Raw genomic sequence first — 23390 nt, forward strand, 5'->3', positions numbered from 1 at the left:
TTTCCTCAAGAATAACATAAAAAAAGGGATAATCTACGTATTTTCAAAACATTAACGCAGTTACATATATCCTGCGACGAAGTGCTTTCATTCCGTATTCCCTCTTCCTGCGCTTCATGCCATATGTCGATCTCCTCCTGTGATTGATTTGATTTGGGCTGATTTGAGGGCGACCGATGGAGCTTTATTTTCCGACAGAATTCGGCGAGCGGCTTGCCTATTGTTCGGCTGCCGCCACGGCGCTGATCGGCCTCTTCCTGATGTTTGCGCCGGGTTACACCTACCGCTTCCTCAAGCTGCAGGTGAAGGAAGGGCGATCCGAAGCTTATGCCGAGGCGCGCTCGGCCGGCGGCTTCATGGTTGGCTTCGGGCTGGTGGCGATCCTGCTTGCGCAGCCGATGATCTATCTCGCGCTCGGTGCTTCCTTCGGCGTCGCGGTGTTCGGTCGCATCCTGTCGCTGATGTCCGATCGGGGCAGTGTATTTTTGAGTCTTCTCCTTCTGGTTGTGCAGGCGATTCTTGCTGCGCTACCTTTTCTCTACGGTCTCGGCTATATTTGAGCTGAAAATGGCGCCGATGCGGGCTTTTTCGGCCGCGCTATCCCCATGCTTTTAGAATTTTGCCATCATAAATTCGCCCGAATGGCGTATTCGTCGATTACGCGTGTTGCGAGTCTCAATATCCTATGTTAGACGAACCCCGAATTTCGGATGAGGTGGGAGCGCACTCCTGCTGATTTCTGGGGGAAATCAAAACGAATTCAAGGACATATGGCTTCCGTCACCCGGAAGTTTGGTTCTTGGGTTGAAATCAGGGAATTTTGTGCCCGTGGCAGACACATCCCAGCATGTTTCTGGCGTTGCAGAACGATATGCCTCGTCGCTGTTCGAATTGGCCCTTGAAGAGGCTGCCGTACCGGCGGTGACCGCCGATCTCGATCGGTTCCAAGCCATGCTCGACGAAAGCGACGATCTGAAGCGCTTCGTCCTCAGCCCGGTCTTTTCGGCTGAAGAGCAGGTCGGCGCGATCGAGGCGCTGGCAAAGAAGGTCGGCTTCGGTGCCTATGTCACCAATTTTCTGAAGCTTGTGGCCAGCAACCGGCGCCTTTTTGCGCTGCCGGGCATGATCAAGGCTTTCCGCATCATCGCCGCCCAGCATCGCGGCGAGATTTCCGCCGAGGTCACCTCGGCCCATGCGCTGACCCCGGCGCAGGAAGATGAATTGAAGGCGGCGCTGAAGGGCGTCACCGGCAAGGACGTGACGATTGCCGTCACCGTCGATCCGTCGATCCTTGGCGGCCTGATCGTCAAGGTCGGTTCGCGTCAGATCGATACGTCCCTTCGCACCAAACTCTCCACCCTTAAGCTTGCATTGAAAGAGGTCGGCTGATGGATATCCGCGCCGCGGAAATTTCCGCAATTCTGAAAGATCAGATCAAAAACTTCGGCAAGGAAGCTGAAGTCTCCGAAGTCGGCCAGGTTCTCTCTGTCGGTGACGGTATCGCCCGCGTCTACGGTCTGGACAATGTTCAGGCCGGCGAAATGGTCGAATTCCCCGGCGGTATCCGCGGCATGGCGCTGAACCTCGAAGCCGACAATGTCGGCGTGGTTATCTTCGGCTCCGACCGTGATATCAAGGAAGGCGACACCGTCAAGCGCACCGGCGCGATCGTTGACGTTCCGGTCGGTCCGGAACTTCTCGGCCGCGTTGTCGACGCGCTCGGCAACCCGATCGACGGCAAGGGCCCGATCAATGCGACCCGCCGTTCGCGCGTCGACGTCAAGGCTCCGGGCATCATTCCGCGCAAGTCGGTTCATGAGCCGATGTCGACCGGCCTCAAGGCCATCGACGCCCTGATCCCCGTTGGCCGCGGCCAGCGCGAGCTCGTCATCGGTGACCGTCAGACCGGCAAGACCGCCATCATCCTCGACACGATCCTGAACCAGAAGTCCATTCAGGATAACGGTCCGGACAGTGAAAAGCTGTTCTGCGTCTACGTCGCTGTCGGCCAGAAGCGTTCGACCGTCGCCCAGTTCGTCAAGGTGCTCGAAGAGCGCGGCGCCCTGAAGTACTCGATCATCGTCGCGGCGACCGCTTCCGATCCGGCTCCGATGCAGTTCCTGGCTCCGTTCGCCGGCTGCGCCATGGGCGAATACTTCCGTGACAACGCCCAGCACGCCCTGATCGGTTATGACGACCTCTCCAAGCAGGCCGTTGCCTACCGTCAGATGTCGCTGCTGCTGCGCCGCCCGCCGGGCCGCGAAGCTTATCCCGGCGATGTTTTCTACCTGCACTCGCGCCTCCTCGAGCGCGCTGCAAAGATGAACGACGAGAAGGGCGCTGGTTCGCTCACCGCTCTGCCGGTCATCGAAACGCAGGGCAACGACGTTTCGGCCTTCATTCCGACCAACGTGATCTCGATCACCGACGGCCAGATCTTCCTTGAAACCGACCTGTTCTATCAGGGTATCCGCCCGGCTGTTAACGTCGGTCTCTCGGTTTCGCGCGTCGGCTCGTCCGCTCAGATCAAGGCGATGAAGCAGGTTGCCGGCTCGATCAAGGGTGAACTCGCCCAGTATCGTGAAATGGCCGCCTTCGCCCAGTTCGGTTCCGACCTCGATGCGGCAACGCAGCGCCTGCTGAACCGTGGTGCTCGCCTGACCGAACTCCTGAAGCAGCCGCAGTTCTCGCCGCTGAAGACGGAAGAGCAGGTTGCGGTGATCTTCGCCGGCGTCAACGGCTACCTCGACAAGCTGCCTGTTGCTCAGGTTGGCAAGTTCGAGCAGGGCCTGCTGTCGTACCTCCGCTCGGAAGGCAAGGACATCCTCGACACCATCCGTACCGAAAAGGCCATCAGCGACGCGACGAAGGGCAAGCTCACCGCTGCTCTCGACAGCTTCGCCAAGTCTTTCGCGTAATCGGGCCAAGCTCTAGGACGGATCAAGGATGCCTTCACTCAAGGATCTGAAAAACCGGATCGCCTCCGTCAAGGCGACGCAGAAGATCACCAAGGCGATGAAAATGGTCGCCGCGGCGAAGCTTCGGCGTGCGCAGGAGGCGGCCGAGGCCGCCCGGCCTTACTCGCAGCGCATGGCCGCTGTTCTGGCCAATATTTCGGCTGCCGTCAGCGATGCTGACGGTGCACCGCTGCTGATGACCGGAACCGGCAAGAGCGATGTGCATCTGCTCGTCGTCTGCACGGCCGAGCGCGGTCTGTGCGGCGGTTTCAATTCGCAGATTTCGCGCTTTGCCCGCGATCATGCCCGCAAGCTTCTGGCCGAAGGCAAGACGGTGAAGATCTTCACCGTCGGCAAGAAGGGCTATGACGTCCTTCGCCGCGAATACGCCTCGCTGATCGTCGAGCGCAAGGAATTGCGCGACGTCAAGCGCATCGGTTTCGACAATGCCGACGCCATCGGCAAGCGCATCATCGAGATGTTCGAAGCCGGCGAATTCGATGTCTGCACGCTGTTCTATTCCGAATTCAAGTCGGTGATCAGCCAGATCCCGACGGCACAGCAGCTCATTCCGGCTTCGGCTCCCGCCGTCGTCGAAGAAGATGCGGCCCACAAGGGCGCCGTCTACGAATACGAGCCGGATGCGGCTTCGATCCTCGCGGACCTGATCCCGCGCAACATCTCGGTCCAGATCTTCCGCGCGTTGCTCGAAAACGTCGCCGGCGAGATGGGCGCCAAGATGAGCGCGATGGACAATGCGACGCGCAACGCTGGTGAGATGATCAACAAGCTGACGCTGAACTACAACCGTCAGCGTCAGGCACAGATCACCAAGGAATTGATTGAAATCATTTCGGGCGCGGAAGCGCTCTGAGGTTAGGGAAAAGAGGGTAAGAATATGGCTGACGCAGCTACCCCCGCAGGTTCTGTCGGTAAGGTTACTCAGGTTATCGGCGCCGTTGTGGACGTTGCTTTCGACGGCGAGCTCCCGGCGATCCTGAACGCGCTTGAAACCGACAATAACGGCAATCGTCTGGTTCTCGAAGTCGCACAGCACCTCGGCGAAAATTCCGTCCGCACCATTGCCATGGACTCGACCGAAGGTCTGGTTCGCGGTCAGCCGGTCAAGGACACGGGCGCACCGATTTCGGTTCCGGTCGGACATGAGACGCTCGGCCGTATCATGAACGTCATCGGCGAGCCGGTCGACGAAGCAGGTCCGCTGAACACCTCCAAGAAGCGCGCCATCCACCAGGAAGCTCCGTCCTACGTCGAGCAGTCCACGGAAGCGCAGATCCTCGTCACCGGCATCAAGGTCGTCGACCTGCTCGCTCCTTATGCGAAGGGCGGCAAGATCGGCCTGTTCGGCGGCGCCGGTGTCGGCAAGACCGTTCTCATCATGGAACTGATCAACAACGTCGCCAAGGCGCACGGTGGTTACTCGGTGTTTGCAGGCGTGGGTGAGCGTACCCGCGAAGGTAACGACCTTTACCACGAAATGATCGAATCGGGCGTCAACAAGCACGGCGGCGGTGAAGGCTCCAAGGCCGCGCTCGTTTACGGCCAGATGAACGAACCGCCGGGCGCCCGCGCTCGCGTCGCTCTGACCGGTCTGACCGTCGCTGAAAACTTCCGCGATGAAGGCCAGGACGTTCTGTTCTTCGTCGACAACATCTTCCGCTTCACGCAGGCTGGTTCGGAAGTGTCGGCTCTGCTCGGCCGTATTCCTTCGGCCGTGGGCTATCAGCCGACGCTCGCAACCGACATGGGCCAGATGCAGGAACGCATCACCACGACGACGACGGGCTCGATCACCTCGGTTCAGGCCATTTACGTTCCGGCCGACGACTTGACCGACCCGGCACCGGCAACCTCGTTCGCCCACCTGGACGCAACGACCGTTCTGTCGCGCTCGATCGCTGAAAAGGGCATCTATCCGGCCGTCGACCCGCTCGACTCCACCTCGCGCATGCTCGACCCGATGGTCGTCGGCGAAGAGCATTACGAAGTTGCCCGTAAGGTTCAGTCGACGCTGCAGCGCTACAAGGCCCTGCAGGACATCATCGCCATCCTGGGCATGGACGAACTGTCCGAAGACGACAAGCTGGCCGTTGCCCGCGCCCGCAAGATCGAGCGCTTCCTGTCGCAGCCGTTCTTCGTCGCCGAAGTCTTCACCGGTTCGCCGGGCAAGCTCGTCGCCCTCGAAGACACGATCAAGGGCTTCAAGGGCCTCGTCAACGGCGAATACGACCACCTGCCGGAAGCTGCCTTCTACATGGTCGGCTCGATCGACGAAGCGATCGAAAAGGCCAAGAAACTGGCTGCCTGATCAGGCCAATCCATCGGCGCGCGGCCTTGTCCGCGCGCCCTTGCCTTGCGAATAAGACAATCGAGAAGTGACGGGCCATGGCTGACAATTTCAATTTCGAACTGGTTTCTCCGGAGCGCCTGCTGCTGTCGGAACAGGTCATCGATGTCGTCATCCCCGCCAGCGAAGGCGAGATGACCGTCATGGCGAACCATGCGCCGACCATGACCACGATCAAGCCGGGCGTCGTCAAGGTGCATTCGGCTTCGGGCAAGAAGCAGGACTACGTCGTTTTCGGCGGTTTCGCCGACATCCTGCCGACCGGCTGCACGCTGCTCGCCGAATCCGCCGTTCCGGTCGAAGACATGAGCCGCGACGAGCTGGACCGCCGCATCAATGCCGCCAAGGCCGAGCTTGAAGATGCCGAGCATCACGAGCACAAATCGCGCCTGGAGCACTTCATCATGGAACTCTCGCATCTGCGCGGCTCGATCCCGCAGGATTGATAAGATCCGAACATCGATGAGTGAGATGAAAGCGGTCCTCTGGGCCGCTTTTTTGTTGTGATGTCATGCCTTTGCTGGTGCTGCTGTTCGGTAAGTCATGACCGGGAAGTTAGGTAGTCGCATATGAGGCGTGTCAGCTCAGCAATCCCTTCTCCCCGAGGGGGAGAAGGTGGGGAGGCAACGATTTCACATGCGGTTGCCCTGTAGGGTAGTCGGAATTTTTTTCCGAACCCGCATCAGACCGACTGCCCCTGCAGTAGGAACCGGTGCAGCTGGGCCGCCTCCGGAGACAGCGCGCGAAAGCGCGGTGCACCGAGATAATATCCGAAGCCGCTCTCGACACGATCCTGGCCTACTGTGACCAGCGCGCCGGATTGCAGATATTCTTCGATGAGGCCGAGGCTGCCGAGCGCGATACCTTCGCCCCTGAGTGCTGCTTCCACCGCCATGATATAGGTCGAGAAGGACAGGCGCGGTCGCGGCAGCTTGCCCTTCAAGGGGTCACCAACGCGGCCGAACCATTGGCGGAAGCTGATCCAATGGGCGTTGGCGCGTTCGTAATCGATGAGATCGAGCCCGGCAATGTCGACCGCCGTCTGTGCCTGCGGGTCGAGACTGCGGGCTGCCAGATAATCCGGCGAGGCAACTGGGATCAGCACTTCATTCAAAAGCGGCGTCAGACTCCAGCGCGGATGCTCGCCGGTGGAATAGATGATGATGAGATCGTTGTTCTCCGAGGCGAGTTCGGAATGAACGTCGGTCGTCAGCAGGCGCACGGAGATGCCGGGGCTCTCCTTGCCGAAATCCCGCAGCCGCTGCCCGAGCCAGAGATGGGAGATAGAGCCGCTGGCCGCGATCGAGATGATTTCGCCTGTTCCTGTGCGAAATGGCTCCAGGCTTTCCTCCAGATATTCCAGCGTGGCGCGGACGCGCTGGAATAGCCGCTCGCCGTCCGGTGTCAGTGCCAGATTTCGGCCACGCCTGGTGAAGAGCGTCGCGCCGAGATGATCCTCCAGTCCCTTGACGCGGCGGCTGACGGCGGCCTGGGTGATGTTGAGCTCGCGGCCGGCGCGAGAGAAGTTCATGGCACGCGCTGCCGCGTCGAAGACGCGGAAGGCCTCCAGCGGTATTTTCTCCAGCATCTGTTCTCCATGACTTCAAATCATCAATATTCCCGATAATTGCCCGGATTTGAAGATCTGAAATTGTGATGCAGGATTGTGGCATCATTTTCGGCCGCTTTTCCAAGGGGATCCCACGTGTCCTTTTCCATTTCCGCCATTCCTGACATTCGTTTCGGCGACGGTGCGCTCTCCGGCCTTCCCGCTGCGGTCAAATCCTTCGATGGCGTTCGCACCGTTCTGCTCGTCATCGATGCCTTCCTGGCGCAGTCTGGACTTGCTGCCAGGGTCAGCGCAGAGCTTGCGGAAGCAGGCGTAAAGACGCGGGTCTTTTCCGATTTTGCCGGCGAGCCGAAGCTTGCGCATCTGCATGCGGCGATCGTGGCGGGGCAGGGCGCGGATATGGTGATCGGCATCGGCGGCGGCTCGGCGCTCGATATCGGCAAGATCGTCGCCTGCTGCATCGCGTCGGGCAAGGATCCGATGCATTACGCGCTGGCCGCCAATCCCCTGCCGAAAAACCCGCTGAAGAAAATCATGATCCCCACCACGGCCGGGACGGGTTCGGAGACATCGGCGACGAATATCTTTGCCGGGCCTGAGGGCAAGAAGCTCTGGATCTGGGGACCGGAGACGAAGGCTGACCTCGTCATCCTCGATCCGGCGCTGACGAAGACCTTGCCTGCTAATCTCACTGCGTGGTGCGGTCTCGATGCTTTCATCCATGCCTTCGAAGCAGCCACGAACCGCAACACGCATCACGGCGCCCAGTTCTATGCCCATCAGGCGCTGCGTTTGATCACCGGCGCTCTCGAGACTGCCGTCAAGCAGCCCAATGATATGGCGGCGCGGGGCGACGTGCTGCTTGGCTCCTGCTTTGCCGGCATTGCCATCGACAATTGCGGCACGGCGATTGCCCACAATATCAGCCATGCGCTCGCCGGCCTCGGCCCTGTCCATCACGGGCTTGCGACGGCGCTGGGCTTCGAGGTGACGCTGCCCTGGCTCGTCGAGGCCGATACCGCAGATCTGAATGCCGCGGCTAAGGCCTGCGGCCTCGATAAAGCCGCCGAACTTCCCGCTTTCGTCTCCGACTGGATGGATCGCTGCGGCATCGTGCGCGCGCTGCCGGCTGCATTCAAGCCGTTCAACGAAACCGATCTCGCCCGCGAGATGCGCGCGACCGAAAATCAGCCCATGCGGCGTTCGACGATCCGTGACGTGACGGATGCCGATATCGACCGCTTTGCTGCCGCCGTCATGGCGCTGCCGAAAGGAATCTGAAATGACCAAGAATTACACGCGCGACTATTGGGAAAGCGTTCTCTCTGGCCTCAAGCCCGAAGGACGGCACTTCATTGACGGCGCCCATCGTGCCGCCGCATCCGGCGAGACTTTTATCCGCATTCGGCCGATGGACGGCAAGCCCGGCGCTGAGCTTGCGCGCGGCAATGCCGCTGACGTCGACGCTGCCGTTGCCTCGGCTCGCGCTGCCTTCGAGAGCGGTATCTGGCGCAAGAAGGAGCCGCTCGAAAAGAAGAAGATCATGTTGAAATGGGCTGATCTCATCCGCGCCCATGGTGACGAGCTGGCCATGCTCGAGACGATCGATGTCGGCAAGCCGGTCATGGCGTCGCTTGGTGTCGATGTGCGGCTCTGCGCCGACGGCATCCAGTTCTACGGCGAAATGATCGACAAGATGTATGACGAGATTGCGCCGACCGGCCCGAATGCGCGGGCCTTGGTGCGCAAGGTGCCGCTTGGCGTCATCGGGGCGATCACGCCCTGGAATTATCCGATGATCATCGATGCCTGGAAGCTCGGGCCGGCCATTGCCGCCGGCAATTCCGTCGTGCTGAAGCCGGCCGAACAGTCCTCGCTTTCCGCGATTCGGCTTGCCGAGCTTGCCGTCGAAGCCGGCCTTCCGGCTGGCGTCTTCAACGTGGTGACGGGTTACGGAGAGGAAACCGGCAAGCCGCTGGCGCTGCACATGGATGTCGACATGATCGCCTTCACCGGCTCCACTGAAGTCGGCAAGCTGATCATGGGTTATGCGGCGCAATCGAACGTCAAGCGGGTGGCACTCGAGCTTGGCGGCAAGTCGCCGCTGGTCGTGTTCGAAGATGCCGATCTGGATGCCGCCGCTGTCGCGGCTGCCTGGGGCTGCTTCTACAATTCTGGCGAGACTTGCCATGCCTCGACCCGCCTCATCGTGCAGCGTTCGGTGCAGGACAGACTGATCGCGAAGATCGAGGCTGTCACCCGCTCCGATATCGCCCTCAAGCATCCGCTCGACCCCTCGGCGCAGATTGGCGCGCTGATCGAGGAAGAGCATATGAACAAGGTGCTGGCGATGATTGCGGCCGGCGAGAAGGAAGGCGCGCGCCGAGCCTTCGGTGCCGAGCGCGTCATGAGCGAGACCGGCGGCTATTATGTTTCGCCGGGTGTCTTCGTCGACATGACCAACGACATGAGCCTGGCACGGCAGGAAATCTTCGGCCCCGTGCTCGCCGCCATTCCCTTCGATACAGAGGAGGAGGCACTGAAGATCGCCAACGACACGATTTACGGGTTGGCCGGAGCGGTCTTTACCAGGGACATGGATCGCGCCCACCGTTTTTCCGAAGAGATCCATGCGGGTACGGTGTGGATCAACACCTATGACATGTCGAATTTCGCGACGCCGTTCGGCGGCTTCAAGCAGTCCGGTTTCGGCCGCGACCGCTCGGTGCATGCGATCGACAAATATTGCGACTACAAGACGATCTGGCAGCAGTTCGGCTGAGGTTTGTAGGGAGGTACGACCATGAGCAAGATCGTTTCCATCGAGATCACCCATCATCGCCTGCAGCTCGATCCGGCGTTCAAGGCGAGCTGGGATGGCCGTCCACGCCGGCATTTCGATGCGACCATCGTGCGCGTCCGAGACGATGAAGGTCGCGAAGGCATCGGCTCCGGCGATCTGATGAAGGGTTTCGAGGGCCATGAGGATCTGTTCATCGGGCAGGATCCCCGGCACGTCGAACGGCACTATGAAGTCCTCTCGCATATCAGCTTCCATTATGGCCGCTGCTGGCCGATGGATCTGGCGCTGTGGGACCTCTCCGGCAAGATTACCGGCGAGCCGGTCTGGCGGATGCTCGGCGGCCGTGCCAGCCGGGTGCGGCTCTATGCCTCCTCCGGCGTGTTGCGCGAGCCCTCTGCCATGGCGGATCAGGCCGAGCGTTATATCGACGAAGGCTTCCCTGCCATGAAGGTGCGCTTCTCCTCGTCTTCGGGCGGCCGCGGCGGCTGGCGCGAGGACGTCAAGGCACTGGAAGCGATCCGCGCCCGCGTCGGTGATCGGCTGGAGCTGATGGTCGACTGCAATCAGGGTTGGCGCATGCCCTGGGATACGACCCTGCCATGGACTTTCAAGGATGCGCTTGCCGTCGCCAGGGAGCTGGAGCGGCTCGCCGTCTACTGGATGGAAGAGCCGCTTCACCGCTCCGACCGCAAGGGCATGAAAGAGTTGAAACAGGCAACCTCGGTCAGAATCGTCGGCGGCGAGATGACGCGCGAGCTCTACGAGTTCCGCGACATCATCGAGGAGCGCGCTTTCGACGTCATCCAGCCGGATGTCGCGCTCGTCGGCGGCATCACGGGCTGCCGGCGGCTGGTCTATCAGGCCCGCGAAGCGGGTGTGCAATTCACGCCGCATTCGTGGACGAATGGCGTCGGCGTTCTCGCCAATGCCCATCTGACCGCCGGAGTGGGCGATGCGGCCTGGCTCGAATACCCCTATGACAATCCGGAATGGAGTGAAGCCCGCCGCGACTATCCGATGGCCTCGCCGCTCAAGCACGAGGCCGGCTGGCTGGATCTCGGCGCCGCACCAGGCCTCGGCATCGTTCTCGATGAGGAGCGTCTGAAGGCGACGCGCATCTGAAGGCATCTGCTGAATTAGATAGCAAGGCCTGGCATGTGAGGTGCGTGAACACCGCAGCTCCTTCTCCCCTTGGGGAGAAGGTGGCCCGAAGGGTCGGATGAGGGGGTTGAGCGATTTGGATGCGGGGGATTTTCGTGCTCTTGGGAGCTCCCCCTCATCCGCCTGACGGCACCTTCTCGCCGAGGGGAAAAGGGGAGCGCGCCGCCGACGTGTCTCACATGCGATGGCCCGATATCACGCAGCGACAGGCCGTATCAGCGTGTTTTCCCGCGAGCGTGCCCACTGAATGACGGGGCGTTCGAGCAGCACATAGCTCAGCGTGCCGATGGCAAAAATGATGGCGGTTGCGATCAGGCTTGAGACTATCCAGCCGCCGAGAACGTCGTCCGAACCTGCGCCGAAGGATGAGGGAAAGAGCTGAGGCATCAAGGTCAGCACGATATCCTGCCAAATGTAGACGCCGAAGGAGACGGTGGCGACATAACGGCTCACGGGATTGTCGAGCAGCTTTGCCAGCAGCAGCGATTGCGGAAGCGCACAAAGCGCGATCGCGACCGCGAGGGGAAGCAGCGGGAATTGATAGGGAATGCCGAGCCAGGCATAGCCTTCTCCCGCGCCGCCGATCGACTGCGGCAATTGCCATGCGCCCATGACGATCGCGAGCGCGCCGATGATGTCATAGATTGCCGAGCGCCGCGCCGGGAGGATGGTTTGGATTCCGGCGGCCAGCGCGCCGATCGCGAATATCGCGAAAAAGCCGATGGGATTGTAACGCGGCATCCATTCCTTGGCGCCACCCTGGAAGCCATATTGCCATCCGCGCCCGGCAGTGTCCGTTGGAAGATAGGTGACGACAAGCCAATGGCCGATCAATGATATCGCAATGATGCCGATCCAGAGCAGGCGGCTGACAAGAATGGAACGCGATCTCGATTTCGGATGAAACAGCAGCAGGAAACCGATCGGCAAGAGCACATAGCAGGTCGTCTCGAAGGGGATCGACCATAGCGGCCCATCGCCCTGTACCGGGAAGAAGGTGCGCCAGTGCCATTGACTCATCAGGAAGAAACCGGAGATGTAGCGGCCGACGAGCTCTCCATCGAGCGGAAAGCCGTAGATCGTGAAGCTGATCAGGAAGCCGACCGTCAGAGCAAACCAGAAACCCGGCAGGATGCGTGCGGCGCGGCGCATGGCGTAGATCTTCAGCGAAGGCAGGGATTCGGCTCTATCCAGCGCCAGCCAGAAGGGGCGGGCAAGCAGAAAGCCGCTGAGGACGAAGAAGACCGAGACGCCGTGATTGCCGAAGCGCGCGATTATGAAAGTCATGTCCAGATCCGGTGGGATCTTGTAGAAATTCATGCGAAGCACGAGATGGTGAACAAGCACCATCAGACATGCGACAGCGCGCATGAAATCCGCTCCTCCCAGACGTCTTCCGTTCTCCATTCCCGTATCCGCCGAAACTCCGTCTCCATTGGGTTAGGTCATCGCGGCGGTTTCGGCAAGGCAGATGCATGAAAGCACGACGCCCGAACCTGTGGTGCAAGGTCCGGGCGTCGACCGGTCTCCTGTACCTGCCAGAAACGAGAGACCGGATTCGGATGTTGGAAAAAGGATCAGGCGGCGACGGAGCGATAGGGGCGCGTTGCGCGCGCGGGCTTCAAGGCGTTGCTCCACCAGTTCAGCCGCGCGATTAGAAGCACCAGCGACTTCCGGGCGTCCAGCGGGTTTTCAAGCGTGCCATCCTCGGCAAATCTGCCCCAGGGATTGGCGAAGCTCACCGTATCGCGCACGGTGATCGTGTGCAGTTCGGCAAAGACGAGCCGCAACTGTTCCACCGCGCGCAGCCCGCCGGAAATTCCGCCATAGGAAACGAAGGCGACGGGCTTGCCGTGCCACGGCTCATAGACGAGATCGAGCAGGAATTTCAGCGAGGCCGTGAAGCTGTGATTGTATTCGGGCGTGACGACAATGAAGGCATCCGCCTCCGAAAGCCGCGCTGAAAGCGCGGCAACGCCGGGATGCTCGCGATCATGCTGGAAGGGCAGGTCGAACTCGAGAGGGTCGATCAGATCGATGTCGATGAGGGGATAGTGTGCCAGTTCCTGAGCGACCCAGTTGACTACCCGGTCGCATAGCCGTCCCCGACGCGTGCTGCCATAAATGATCGCCAGCCGGGTTCTTTCTGTCATGTCTTGCTCCTGCTTTACGCGGTTCGGAGCTGGCGTTATAAAACCTCAAGTAAAGTTGAGGTCAATAGCGTAAAATGGGAAAAATCGAACCTGGTCAATTTTCCAGGCAGCTGACCGTCGGCGAGGTGGCGGCGCGCAGCGGCGTGGCGGTCTCCGCGCTGCATTTCTACGAGGCGAAAGGGCTGATCGAGAGTCATCGCAGCCGCGGCAACCAGCGGCGTTATCCGCGCGAGGTGCTGCGCCGGGTCGCCGTCATCAAGGTGGCGCAACGTGTCGGCATTCCGCTTGCCGAGATCCAGGCGGCGCTGGAAGCCTTACCCCAGGGACGCACGCCGACCGCGGCCGACTGGAAGGCGCTCTCGGAAGTGTGGAAGGACGATCTCGACGCCAGGATCAAACGCCTGCAGGGACTGCGCGATCAGTTGGACGGCTGCATCGGCTGCGGCTGCCTCTCGCTCGACAGCTGTCCCTTGCGCAATCCCTGGGACCGGCTTTCCGAGGAGGGGGCGGGACCGCGGCTGCTCGATCCCGGAGAGTAAATTGCAGGCTCAGGCGTGGACGCGGCTTTCGGCCATGTAGCTTTCGAGAACGGCGGCTTCTTCCTTCGAAAGGTAGAGCCCTTTCTTGGAACGGCGCCAGAGAATGTCGGCGGCACTATAGGCCCATTCCTGTTCGATCAGGTAACGCACCTCAGCCTCGTAAAGATCGCTTCCGAAACAGCGGCCGAGATCGGCGATCGCCTTGGCGTCGCCAAGGATCATCGCGGCCCGGGTGCCGTAGCGCCGGATGAGGCGGCGCGCGTGCTGGTCGGCGAGGAAGGGATAGCGCGATTTCAGCTTCGAGACTTCGGCGTCATAGCCGCGAGCCGGGAAATCGCCGCCCGGCAGCGAGCTCCTGGCCGTCCAGGGCGTGCCTTTCAGCCCGATGGATTCGCCGATCTTTTCCAGCGCATGCTCGCTCAGCCGGCGATAGGTGGTGAGCTTGCCGCCGAAGACATTGAGCAGCGGAGCCTGGCCTTCTTCGCCCTCCACCTTCAGCACGTAGTCGCGTGTCGCCTCCTGTGCCTTGGATGCGCCGTCATCATAAAGCGGGCGCACGGCCGAGTAGGTCCAGATGATATCCTCGGGTCGCACCGGCTCCTTGAAGTATTCGCTGGCCGCGTTGCACAGGTAGGCGGTTTCCTCCTCGGTGATCTTCACATCCTTAGGATCGTCCTTGTAGTCGCGATCCGTGGTGCCGATCAGAGTGAAATCCTGTTCATAGGGAATGGCAAAGATGATGCGGTTGTCCGGGTTCTGGAAGAAATAGGCGCGGGGGTCGTCGAACTTCTTGCGTACGACGATATGGCTGCCCTGAACGAGGCGGACATTGTGCACCTGGTTCTTGCCGAAGGCATCGGACAGGACATGATCGACCCAGGGACCGGCGGCATTGACCAGCATGCGCGCGCGAAACCGGCGCTTCTGGCCGCTGATCGTATCTTCCGTTTCGATCGCCCAGGTGGTGCCGTCGCGGCGGGCGGAAATCACCTTCGTTCGCGGCATGATTGTCGCACCGCGGTCTGCCGCATCGCGTGCGTTCAGCACCACCATGCGGGCATCGTCGACCCAGCCGTCGGAATATTCGAAAGCCTTGGTGAAGAGCGCCTTCAGCGGCTTGCCGGCGGGATCCGTCTTCATGTCCAGCGTCGCGGTCGGCGGCAGCAGTTTTCGGCCGCCGAGGTGGTCGTAGAGGAACAGGCCGAGCCGGATGAGCCAAGCCGGGCGGATGCCGCCCTTGTGATAGGGCAGCACGAAGCGCATCGGCCAGATGATGTGCGGCGCCATCGCCCAGAGCACTTCGCGCTCCATCAGCGATTCGCGCACAAGACGGAATTCATAATGCTCGAGATAACGCAGGCCGCCGTGGATGAGCTTGGTGGCGCCGGATGATGTGCCGGAGGCAAAGTCGTTCATCTCGGCGAGCGCGACCTTGTAGCCGCGTCCAGCAGCGTCGCGGGCGATACCGCAGCCGTTGATGCCGCCGCCGATAACGAAAATATCGTAGACCTGTTCGCTCACCCGCCCCTCCGCAAAGGTCAGCCATCCCGTGAAGATGGAAAATCGAAACTAATCCATCTAAAGCGAAACAGATACGAATGTCAAACGAACGTTTCTTGACGGAAAGCGAGCCGCTTAGCCCGGCCGGCGGTCGGTCTCAATGAGGCGCACGTCATGTTCTGCAGCGATGGAACGTACGGATTCAATGCTGCATTCGTCGGTGACGAAGGTGTGGACTTGCGACAAATGGCCGATGCGAACCGGGGCGGTTCGTTCGAACTTGGTGCTGTCGGCGACGAGAATGACGTGGCGGGCATTGGCGATGATGGCCTGCGCCACTTTCACTTCGCGAAAATCGAAATCGAGAAGCGCGCCGTCGGCATCAATCGCGGAGGCGCCGATGACGGCATAGTCGACTTTGAACTGTCTGATGAAATCGACGGCGGCCTCGCCGACGATGCCGCCATCCGAGCCACGTACGACACCGCCGGCAATGACGACTTCGATGGATGGGAAAATCCGCAACTTATTGGCAACATTGATGTTGTTGGTGATGACCATCAGCTCGTGATGGCCAAGCAGGGCTTCGCCGACCGCTTCCGTCGTCGTGCCGATATTGATGAAAAGCGAGCTGTTGTTGGGGATCATGCTGGCAGCGGCGCGGCCGATCGCCTGCTTTTCGGGCGCGGCGATCGAGCGGCGTGCCTCGTATTTCACATTCTCGGTTCCGCCGGGAAAGATCGCGCCGCCATGCACGCGCGACAATACGCGGCCATCGCAGAGATCATTGAGATCCTTGCGGATGGTTTGCGGCGTGACCGAAAAGCGCAACGCCAGCTCCTCCACCAGCACGCGGCCCTCCGCCTTGGCGATGTCGAGGATCTCCGTCTGACGTCCGGATAGGAACATGGTTTTCGCTCCCTTTCTTTCGTTTTTTCGTCATCATATGATAAAGTGAAAATTCCGCAATTACCGACGCGCGAATTGAGTGCGGTTTAGGAGGTTATCGTGTTTCATCCGAAGCTATTCGAAAATCGCAACGTCGTCGTCACCGGCGCCGGCCGCGGTATCGGGCTGGAAGTCGCGAGGCAGTTTCTCGATTGCGGCGCGCGCGTGCTTGTCCATATCGGCCGTGATGCCGATCGCGAATTGCCTGATTTCCTGATGGAAGCGGAAGCCGACCGCCGCGCCTTCCTCATTGCCGGCGATTTCGCCACCGGCCACGGCACGCGGGATTTCGTCAGCGCCGCCGGCGAGCGTTTCGACCGCGTCGACGTCCTCGTCAACAATGCCGGCACCATGGTCGGGCGCTTTCCAGCCGGTGAATTGACGGATGAGCAGTATGAAGGGATCGTTCATCTCAATCAGACCTCCGTCGTGGAGGTCACGCGGGGATTGCTGCCGCTGCTGCGGGCTGCCGGGCAGGCGGCGATCGTCAACACGGTTTCGATTTCCGCGCTCACCGGCGGCAGTCCCGGCTCCGCCATCTATTCCGCCTCCAAGGCCTTCGTCTCGACCTATTCGAAAGCCTTGGCGCGCGAATTGGCGCCGGACGGCATTCGAGTGAACTGCGTCTCGCCCGGCACGATATCGACCGACTTTCACGAGCGTTATTCGTCCAGAGAGAAACTGGAGCAGACGCGCAAATCGATCCCGCTGCAGCGCTTGGGCACATCGGAGGATTGTGCGCCCGCCTATCTTTTCCTGGCGGCGCCGACGTTGTCCGGCTACATCACCGGACAGGTGATCGAGATCAATGGCGGCCAGCTTATCTGCTGAAAAAACGGACCTTTTTTGGTTTTCCGTATCTTTCTCAATCAGCTTTTGATTTGATAATATTATAAGCATTTCTCTGTGTGAGTTCTCACGAGAGGCCGTGATATGTTGTCGTCTCCACCGCAAGGCGGTGCCGCAGAGCATGATGTCGAGGAAATGACTGACAGGGCTCGAAAGGCGAGTGTCCTGCTGAAAGCACTCTCCCACGAAACCCGCCTGGCGATCCTTTTCATGCTTGCCAAGCGGGAGAAAACAGTGATGGAACTCGAGGCCCTTCTCGATCTGCCACAGGCCGTCGTTTCGCAGCATCTGGCACGCCTTCGTCTGGACAAGCTCGTCGATACGCGCCGCGAAGGGCGACTCATTCACTACGCCGTTGCGCATTCGGAAATCTGCGCCGTGGTTGATTCGTTGCAGAAGGCATTCTGTCGGGGCGAACGTTGAGGTTTGAAGCAGCCTCGCATGTTGCGTTCACCGGGCTGCCGGTCTAACTCTTTCGTTTCGGGAGAGCGGGATGATCGACAAGCTGGAATTCTTCATCGCGCTGGCGAATCAGAAGCATTTCGGCCGTGCGGCCGAGGAATGCGGCGTGACGCAGCCGACCTTATCGGCGGCGATCAGGCAGCTGGAAGACCAGCTGGGCGTGATGCTCGTCAGCCGCGGTTCCCGCTTCCAGGGACTGACGCCTGAGGGTCAGCGCGTTTTGGAATGGGCGCGCCGTATCGTCGGCGACAGCCGCACCATGCGCGAGGAAATGCGAGCGGCACGCAAGGGCCTTGCCGGCCATATCCGCATCGCCGCCATTCCGACAGCGCTTGCGATGGTGCAGAAAATCACCACGCCTTTCCAGGAAAGGCATCCGGACGTCACCTTCTCCATTCTATCGCGCAATTCGCTGCAGGTTTTGAGCCTGCTTGAAAATCTCGAGATCGATGCCGGTATCACCTATCTGGAAAACGAGCCGCTCGGCCGTGTCACCAGCGTGCCGCTCTATGCCGAGCGCTATCACCTCATCACGGCGGCGGGCAGCCCGTTTTCCGAGCGCAAGACCGTCACCTGGAAGGAGGTCGGCGATCTTCGGCTTTGTCTATTGACTGCCGACATGCAGAATCGCCGCATCATCAATCGGCATCTTGCCGAGGCAGGCGCAACGGCAAAGCCGACGCTGGAATCCAATTCGATGATCGTGCTGTTTTCGCATGTGCAGACCGGTCGCTGGGCGAGCATCATGCCGAAGAATATTGCTGATTCCTTCGGTTTTCCGGCCGATATTCACAAGATCCCGATCACGGAACCCGACGCCGAGCATCTCGTCGGCTTGGTCGCCACACACCGCGAACCTTTTACGCCCCTCGTCTCCGCCTTGTTGCACGAGGCGAGATTGCTCGCGGAAGAGAATAAAAATCGATAGAAAATTCCTATCGAATGACGGGACTGCATTATTGATCCTTTGCCCTCTCCCTGCGAGCTTATCGTTGTGGCGTGTCGATCGCGCGCCAGGAGGAAATGCCGCATAGGCCTTTTCCGAAGATTCGCCTTCGATTTTCGGAAACTATGCGCGGGAGGCTGCTAATGAGTTTGAATCAGGCTGCGGGCGATGTCGCAACCCGCGCCGGCACCATCATCGACAGCATGAAATCGATGGATGGGCCGCTTTTGCCGATCCTGCACGGGATTCAGGAAGAATTCGGTTATGTGCCGCAGGATGCGCTGCCGCTGATCGCCAAGGCACTGAACCTTTCGCGCGCCGAAGTGCATGGCGTCATGACCTTCTATCATGATTATCGCGATCATCCCGCCGGCCGTCATGTCCTGAAGCTCTGTCGCGCCGAGGCCTGTCAGTCGATGGGCGGCGATGCGCTGGCAGAGCGTATCAAGCGGCTCCTGGGCATCGATTTCCATCAGACCGCGCTCGATGGCAGCGTGACGCTGGAGCCGGTCTACTGTCTTGGGCTCTGCGCCTGCGCTCCGGCTGCGATGCTCGACGGCGAGCTCTATGGCCGACTTGACGGCGAAAGCGTCGACGACCTTGTCAAGGAGGCACGCCAATGACGCTCACCATCTATATTCCCCGCGATGCCGCCGCCCTTTCGCTCGGTGCGGAGAAAGTGGCGCAAGCCGTCACGCAGGAAATTGCCAAACGCGGGCTTGATGCGCGCATCGTGCGCAACGGCTCGCGCGGCATGTTCTGGCTCGAACCGCTGGTCGAAGTCGAGATCGACGGCAAGCGCATCGGCTATGGACCGGTGAAGGCCAAGGATGTCTCCGCATTGTTCGATGCCGGGCTCGCCGAAGGCGGCGAGCATCCGCTCTGTCTTAGGGAGGTCGAAAACCTCCCATTCCTCAAAGAACAGACCCGCCTGACTTTTGCCCGCTGCGGTATCACCGACCCGCTTTCGTTGCAGGATTATGAAGCTCATGGTGGCCTGAAGGGGCTGCGCCGCGCCATCGATATGGCGGCTGGCGACATCGTCAAGGACGTCACCGATTCCGGCTTGCGCGGCCGTGGCGGTGCGGGCTTCCCGACCGGAATCAAATGGAAGACGGTGCTCGATGCGCCGGGTGACCGTAAATACATCGTCTGCAATGCCGACGAGGGCGATAGCGGCACTTTCGCCGACCGGATGATCATGGAGGGCGACCCCTTCGTGCTGATCGAGGGCATGACGATCGCAGGCCTCGCGACGGGCGCGACCAAGGGCTTCGTCTATACGCGCTCGGAATATCCGCATGCGATCGCCGCGATGACGGAGGCGGTCGAAATCGCGCGCAAGGCCGGTATTCTCGGCGCATCCGTGCTCGGCTCGGGCAAAGCCTTCGACATGGAAATCCGCACCGGCGCCGGCGCCTATGTCTGCGGCGAGGAAACGGCACTCTTGAACAGCCTCGAGGGCAAGCGCGGCATCGTGCGCGCCAAGCCGCCGCTGCCGGCGCATAAGGGCCTCTTCAACTGCCCCACCGTCATCAACAATGTGATCTCGCTCGCCTCTGTCCCCGTCATCCTGGACAAGGGTGCTGCCTTTTATCGCGATTTCGGCATGGGTCGGTCGCGCGGCACGATCCCGCTGCAGATCGCCGGCAACGTTAGATATGGCGGCCTTTACGAGACGGCCTTCGGCCTTTCGCTCGGCGACATCGTCGACCGCATCGGCGGTGGCACGGCGACAGGCCGACCGGTGAAGGCCGTGCAGGTGGGTGGGCCGCTTGGCGCCTATTTCCCGCGCGCCCTATTCGACACGCCATTCGACTATGAAGCGTTTGCGGCCAAGGACGGTCTCATTGGCCATGCCGGCATCGTCGTCTTCGACGATACCGCCGACATGCTGAAGCAGGCGCGTTTCGCGATGGAATTCTGCGCAGTCGAAAGCTGCGGCAAGTGCACGCCCTGCCGCATCGGCTCGACGCGCGGCGTCGAGACGGCCGACAAGATCGCGCGAGGGATCGAGCCCGAGAAGAACCGGGTTCTGCTCGCCGATCTCTGCAACACGATGAAGTTCGGTTCGCTCTGTGCACTCGGCGGCTTCACGCCCTATCCCGTCATGAGCGCGATGACCCATTTCCCGGAGGATTTTTCTCCGGCTCCCTTGATTGAAGCGGCGGAGTAAGACCCATGTCCCTCGTTCCAGAAATCGATTACGGCACGCCGGCCTCCACCTCCGAAACCATGGTGACGCTGACCATTGATGGGCGCCAGATCACGGTGCCCGAGGGCACATCGATCATGCGCGCTTCGATGGAAGCAGGCATTCAGGTGCCGAAACTCTGCGCCACCGATATGGTCGATGCCTTCGGCTCCTGCCGCCTCTGTCTCGTCGAGATCGAAGGCCGCAACGGCACGCCGGCCTCGTGCACGACGCCTGTGGCACCCGGCCTCGTCGTTCACACGCAGACCGGCCGGCTGAAGGATATCCGCCGCGGCGTGATGGAGCTTTATATCTCCGACCACCCGCTCGACTGTCTGACCTGCGCCGCCAATGGCGATTGCGAATTGCAGGATATGGCGGGCGCCGTCGGCTTGCGCGATGTGCGCTACGGCTACGAGGGCGACAACCACGTCAAGGCGCGTAACAATGGCGACATCAATCTGAAATGGATGCCGAAGGACGAGTCGAACCCTTATTTCACCTATGATCCCTCGAAGTGCATCGTCTGCTCGCGCTGCGTGCGGGCCTGTGAGGAAGTACAGGGTACGTTTGCGCTGACGATCGAGGGACGCGGCTTCGGCTCGCGCGTCTCGCCCGGCATGCATGAGAGTTTCATCGACAGCGAGTGCGTTTCCTGCGGCGCCTGCGTGCAGGCCTGCCCGACCGCGACACTGACCGAAAAATCGGTCATTTCGATCGGCCAGCCGGAGCATTCGGTCGTCACCACCTGCGCCTATTGCGGCGTCGGCTGTTCCTTCAAGGCGGAAATGCGCGGCGAGGAGCTGGTGCGCATGGTGCCCTGGAAGGACGGCCAGGCCAATCGCGGCCATTCCTGCGTCAAGGGCCGCTTCGCCTATGGCTATTCGACCCACAAGGACCGCATCCTCAACCCGATGATCCGCGAGAAGGTGACCGATCCCTGGCGCGAAGTGACCTGGGACGAGGCCTTTGCCCATATCGCCACCGAGTTCAAGCGGCTGCAATATCAGTATGGCCGCGATTCCATCGGCGGCATCACGTCTTCGCGCTGCACCAATGAAGAGACTTTTCTGGTGCAGAAGCTGGTGCGCGCAGGCTTCGGCAACAACAATGTCGATACCTGCGCCCGCGTCTGCCATTCTCCTACAGGTTACGGCCTCGGCCAGGCGTTCGGAACCTCGGCCGGCACGCAGAATTTCGACAGCGTCGAGCATTCCGATGTCGTCATCGTCATCGGCGCCAATCCGACGGATGGTCATCCCGTCTTCGGCTCGCGCCTGAAGAAGCGGCTGCGCCAGGGGGCCAAGCTCATCGTCATCGATCCGCGCCGGATCGATCTGGTGCGCACACCGCATGTCGAAGCCAGCTATCACCTGCCGCTGAAGCCCGGCACCAATGTCGCCGTTATGACGGCGCTGGCACATGTGATCGTCACCGAAGGCCTGTTCGACGAGAAATTCATCCGCGAGCGCTGCGACTGGTCCGAATTCGAGGATTGGGCTGCCTTCGTTTCCGAGCCGCAGCACGGCCCGGAGGAAACAGAAAAATACACCGGCGTTTCTCCGGAACTCGTACGCGGAGCCGCTCGTCTCTTTGCCAAGGGCGGCAATGGCGCGATCTATTATGGCCTCGGCGTTACCGAACACAGCCAGGGCTCGACCACGGTCATGGCGATTGCCAACCTTGCCATGGTGACGGGCAATATCGGCCGTCCAGGCGTCGGCGTGAACCCGCTGCGCGGACAGAACAATGTGCAGGGCTCCTGCGACATGGGCTCCTTCCCGCACGAGCTGCCGGGCTATCGCCACATCTCGGACGATGCGACCCGCGATATCTTCGAAAAGCTCTGGGGCGTGAAGCTCAACAACGAGCCGGGCTTGCGAATTCCGAACATGCTGGATGCCGCCGTCGAAGGCACGTTCAAGGGGATCTACATCCAGGGTGAGGATATCCTCCAGTCCGATCCGGATACCAAGCATGTGGCGGCCGGCCTTGCCGCGATGGAATGCGTCGTCGTCCACGACCTCTTCCTGAACGAGACAGCCAACTACGCGCATGTCTTCCTGCCCGGCTCGACTTTCCTCGAAAAAGACGGCACCTTCACCAATGCCGAGCGGCGCATCAACCGCGTGCGCAAGGTCATGACCCCGCGCAACGGCTATGCCGATTGGGAAGTGACGCAGAAGATGGCGCAGGCCATGGGTCTCGGCTGGAACTACACGCATCCCTCCGAGATCATGGACGAAATCGCCGCGACGACGCCGAGCTTCGCGCTCGTCTCCTACGACTATCTGGACAAGATGGGCTCGGTGCAGTGGCCCTGCAACGAGAAGACCCCGCTCGGCTCGCCGATCATGCATGTCGATGGCTTCGTGCGCGGCAAGGGCAAGTTCATCCGCACCGAATATGTCCCGACCGACGAGCGCACCGGCCCTCGCTTCCCGCTGTTGCTGACGACCGGGCGCATTCTCAGCCAGTACAATGTCGGCGCCCAGACGCGGCGTACCGAGAACGTCGTCTGGCACGCCGAGGATCGCCTGGAGATCCATCCGCACGATGCCGAGCAGCGCGGCATCCGTGAAGGCGACTGGATCCGGCTCAGCAGCCGCTCCGGCGACACGACGCTCAGGGCATTGATTACCGACCGCGTGGCCCCCGGGGTCGTCTACACCACCTTCCATCATCCGGATACGCAGGCGAATGTCATTACGACAGACTATTCCGACTGGGCGACGAACTGTCCGGAATATAAGGTGACGGCGGTGCAGGTCTCGCCGTCGAACGGTCCGTCGCAGTGGCAGGTCGAGTATGATGAACAGGCTCGGCAGTCGCGGCGTATTGTCGGGAAGATGGAGGCTGCGGAGTGAGTTTGAGGATGCTTTCTCCTTCTCCCCTTGGGGAGAAGGTGCCCGCAGGGCGGATGAGGGGGTCTTTCCGCAC

General features: G+C 60.9%; 21 protein-coding genes. 16 read left to right on the plus strand and 5 right to left on the minus strand.

What is annotated here, in order from left to right; genetic code table 11:
* Positions 1-176: 176 nt before the first annotated feature.
* The 6 genes from PH552_RS10505 to PH552_RS10530 all read left to right on the plus strand — a co-directional run bounded on the left by PH552_RS10505 (position 177) and on the right by PH552_RS10530 (position 5771).
* Positions 177-560 (plus strand): AGROH133_08824 family phage infection protein, encoded by a 384-nt coding sequence (locus tag PH552_RS10505; protein ID WP_113249131.1) that lies wholly within the window; start codon positions 177-179, stop codon positions 558-560.
* Between the two features lie 262 nt (positions 561-822).
* Positions 823-1389 (plus strand): F0F1 ATP synthase subunit delta, encoded by a 567-nt coding sequence (locus tag PH552_RS10510; RefSeq protein WP_113249130.1) that lies wholly within the window; start codon positions 823-825, stop codon positions 1387-1389.
* A complete protein-coding gene (atpA, locus tag PH552_RS10515; RefSeq protein WP_069613405.1) occupies positions 1389-2918 on the plus strand; it encodes a F0F1 ATP synthase subunit alpha in 1530 nt (509 codons plus the stop codon). The genes PH552_RS10510 and atpA overlap by 1 nt, the downstream gene beginning before the upstream one ends.
* Before the next feature lie 28 nt (positions 2919-2946).
* On the plus strand, positions 2947-3831 hold the full coding sequence (locus tag PH552_RS10520; RefSeq protein WP_015341388.1) for a F0F1 ATP synthase subunit gamma: 885 nt from the start codon (positions 2947-2949) through the stop codon (positions 3829-3831).
* Between the two features lie 24 nt (positions 3832-3855).
* The gene (atpD, locus tag PH552_RS10525) at positions 3856-5286 is read left to right on the plus strand and encodes a F0F1 ATP synthase subunit beta (RefSeq protein WP_069613407.1); all 1431 of its coding nucleotides are present in this window, start codon (positions 3856-3858) and stop codon (positions 5284-5286) included.
* A 77-nt stretch (positions 5287-5363) separates the two neighbouring features.
* A complete protein-coding gene (locus PH552_RS10530) occupies positions 5364-5771 on the plus strand; it encodes a F0F1 ATP synthase subunit epsilon (protein WP_095436050.1) in 408 nt (135 codons plus the stop codon).
* A gap of 236 nt (positions 5772-6007) precedes the next feature.
* Here the strand turns inward: PH552_RS10530 and PH552_RS10535 are convergent, their stop codons facing one another.
* Positions 6008-6913: a LysR substrate-binding domain-containing protein gene (locus PH552_RS10535; protein ID WP_285165918.1), complete on the minus strand. Its 906-nt coding sequence runs from the start codon at positions 6911-6913 to the stop codon at positions 6008-6010.
* Positions 6914-7030: 117 nt separating this feature from the next.
* Here PH552_RS10535 and PH552_RS10540 point away from each other — a divergent pair, with 117 nt between their 5' ends.
* The 3 genes from PH552_RS10540 to PH552_RS10550 are packed head-to-tail and all read left to right on the plus strand — an operon-like array spanning position 7031 to position 10820.
* A complete protein-coding gene (locus tag PH552_RS10540) occupies positions 7031-8176 on the plus strand; it encodes an iron-containing alcohol dehydrogenase (protein WP_113249128.1) in 1146 nt (381 codons plus the stop codon).
* A 1-nt stretch (position 8177) separates the two neighbouring features.
* Complete coding sequence (locus tag PH552_RS10545) at positions 8178-9677, plus strand: aldehyde dehydrogenase family protein (RefSeq protein WP_183761511.1); 1500 nt, start codon at positions 8178-8180, stop codon at positions 9675-9677.
* A 21-nt stretch (positions 9678-9698) separates the two neighbouring features.
* Positions 9699-10820, plus strand: coding sequence for a mandelate racemase/muconate lactonizing enzyme family protein (locus PH552_RS10550; protein ID WP_183761508.1), 1122 nt, complete (start codon positions 9699-9701; stop codon positions 10818-10820).
* A 234-nt stretch (positions 10821-11054) separates the two neighbouring features.
* Here PH552_RS10550 and PH552_RS10555 read toward each other — a convergent pair whose 3' ends face one another.
* Both PH552_RS10555 and PH552_RS10560 read right to left on the minus strand, forming a co-directional pair.
* Positions 11055-12266, minus strand: coding sequence for an acyltransferase family protein (locus PH552_RS10555; protein WP_183761505.1), 1212 nt, complete (start codon positions 12264-12266; stop codon positions 11055-11057).
* A gap of 170 nt (positions 12267-12436) precedes the next feature.
* Positions 12437-13012: an NADPH-dependent FMN reductase gene (locus PH552_RS10560; protein ID WP_285165919.1), complete on the minus strand. Its 576-nt coding sequence runs from the start codon at positions 13010-13012 to the stop codon at positions 12437-12439.
* A gap of 74 nt (positions 13013-13086) precedes the next feature.
* Between PH552_RS10560 and soxR the strand changes: the two genes are divergently transcribed.
* Complete coding sequence (soxR, locus tag PH552_RS10565; RefSeq protein ID WP_183761499.1) at positions 13087-13551, plus strand: redox-sensitive transcriptional activator SoxR; 465 nt, start codon at positions 13087-13089, stop codon at positions 13549-13551.
* A 9-nt stretch (positions 13552-13560) separates the two neighbouring features.
* Here soxR and glpD read toward each other — a convergent pair whose 3' ends face one another.
* Together glpD and PH552_RS10575 are read right to left on the minus strand one after the other, a co-directional pair.
* The gene (gene glpD, locus PH552_RS10570) at positions 13561-15072 is read right to left on the minus strand and encodes a glycerol-3-phosphate dehydrogenase (RefSeq protein WP_183761496.1); all 1512 of its coding nucleotides are present in this window, start codon (positions 15070-15072) and stop codon (positions 13561-13563) included.
* Between the two features lie 114 nt (positions 15073-15186).
* A complete protein-coding gene (locus PH552_RS10575) occupies positions 15187-15960 on the minus strand; it encodes a DeoR/GlpR family DNA-binding transcription regulator (RefSeq protein WP_112341342.1) in 774 nt (257 codons plus the stop codon).
* Between the two features lie 99 nt (positions 15961-16059).
* Here PH552_RS10575 and PH552_RS10580 point away from each other — a divergent pair, with 99 nt between their 5' ends.
* The 6 genes from PH552_RS10580 (at position 16060) to fdhF (ending at position 23317) form a co-directional block, all read left to right on the plus strand.
* Entirely contained in the window at positions 16060-16830 is a 771-nt protein-coding gene (locus tag PH552_RS10580; RefSeq protein ID WP_112341341.1) for an SDR family NAD(P)-dependent oxidoreductase, read from the plus strand.
* A gap of 102 nt (positions 16831-16932) precedes the next feature.
* Entirely contained in the window at positions 16933-17271 is a 339-nt protein-coding gene (locus PH552_RS10585; protein WP_112341340.1) for an ArsR/SmtB family transcription factor, read from the plus strand.
* A 70-nt stretch (positions 17272-17341) separates the two neighbouring features.
* Entirely contained in the window at positions 17342-18238 is an 897-nt protein-coding gene (locus PH552_RS10590) for a LysR family transcriptional regulator (protein WP_112341339.1), read from the plus strand.
* 161 nt (positions 18239-18399) lie between these two features.
* The gene (locus PH552_RS10595; RefSeq protein ID WP_112341338.1) at positions 18400-18879 is read left to right on the plus strand and encodes a formate dehydrogenase subunit gamma; all 480 of its coding nucleotides are present in this window, start codon (positions 18400-18402) and stop codon (positions 18877-18879) included.
* Positions 18876-20432 carry a formate dehydrogenase beta subunit gene (locus PH552_RS10600; protein ID WP_112341337.1) on the plus strand — a complete coding sequence of 519 codons (1557 nt, stop codon included), beginning with the start codon at positions 18876-18878 and terminating at the stop codon, positions 20430-20432. The genes PH552_RS10595 and PH552_RS10600 overlap by 4 nt, the downstream gene beginning before the upstream one ends.
* A 5-nt stretch (positions 20433-20437) precedes the next feature.
* Positions 20438-23317, plus strand: coding sequence for a formate dehydrogenase subunit alpha (fdhF, locus tag PH552_RS10605; protein ID WP_169645128.1), 2880 nt, complete (start codon positions 20438-20440; stop codon positions 23315-23317).
* Positions 23318-23390 lie beyond the last annotated feature (73 nt).

It is taken from the genome of Rhizobium aureum (genome assembly GCF_030182495.1).
In the GTDB taxonomy this organism is placed as follows: Bacteria; Pseudomonadota; Alphaproteobacteria; order Rhizobiales; family Rhizobiaceae; genus Rhizobium; species Rhizobium tropici_C.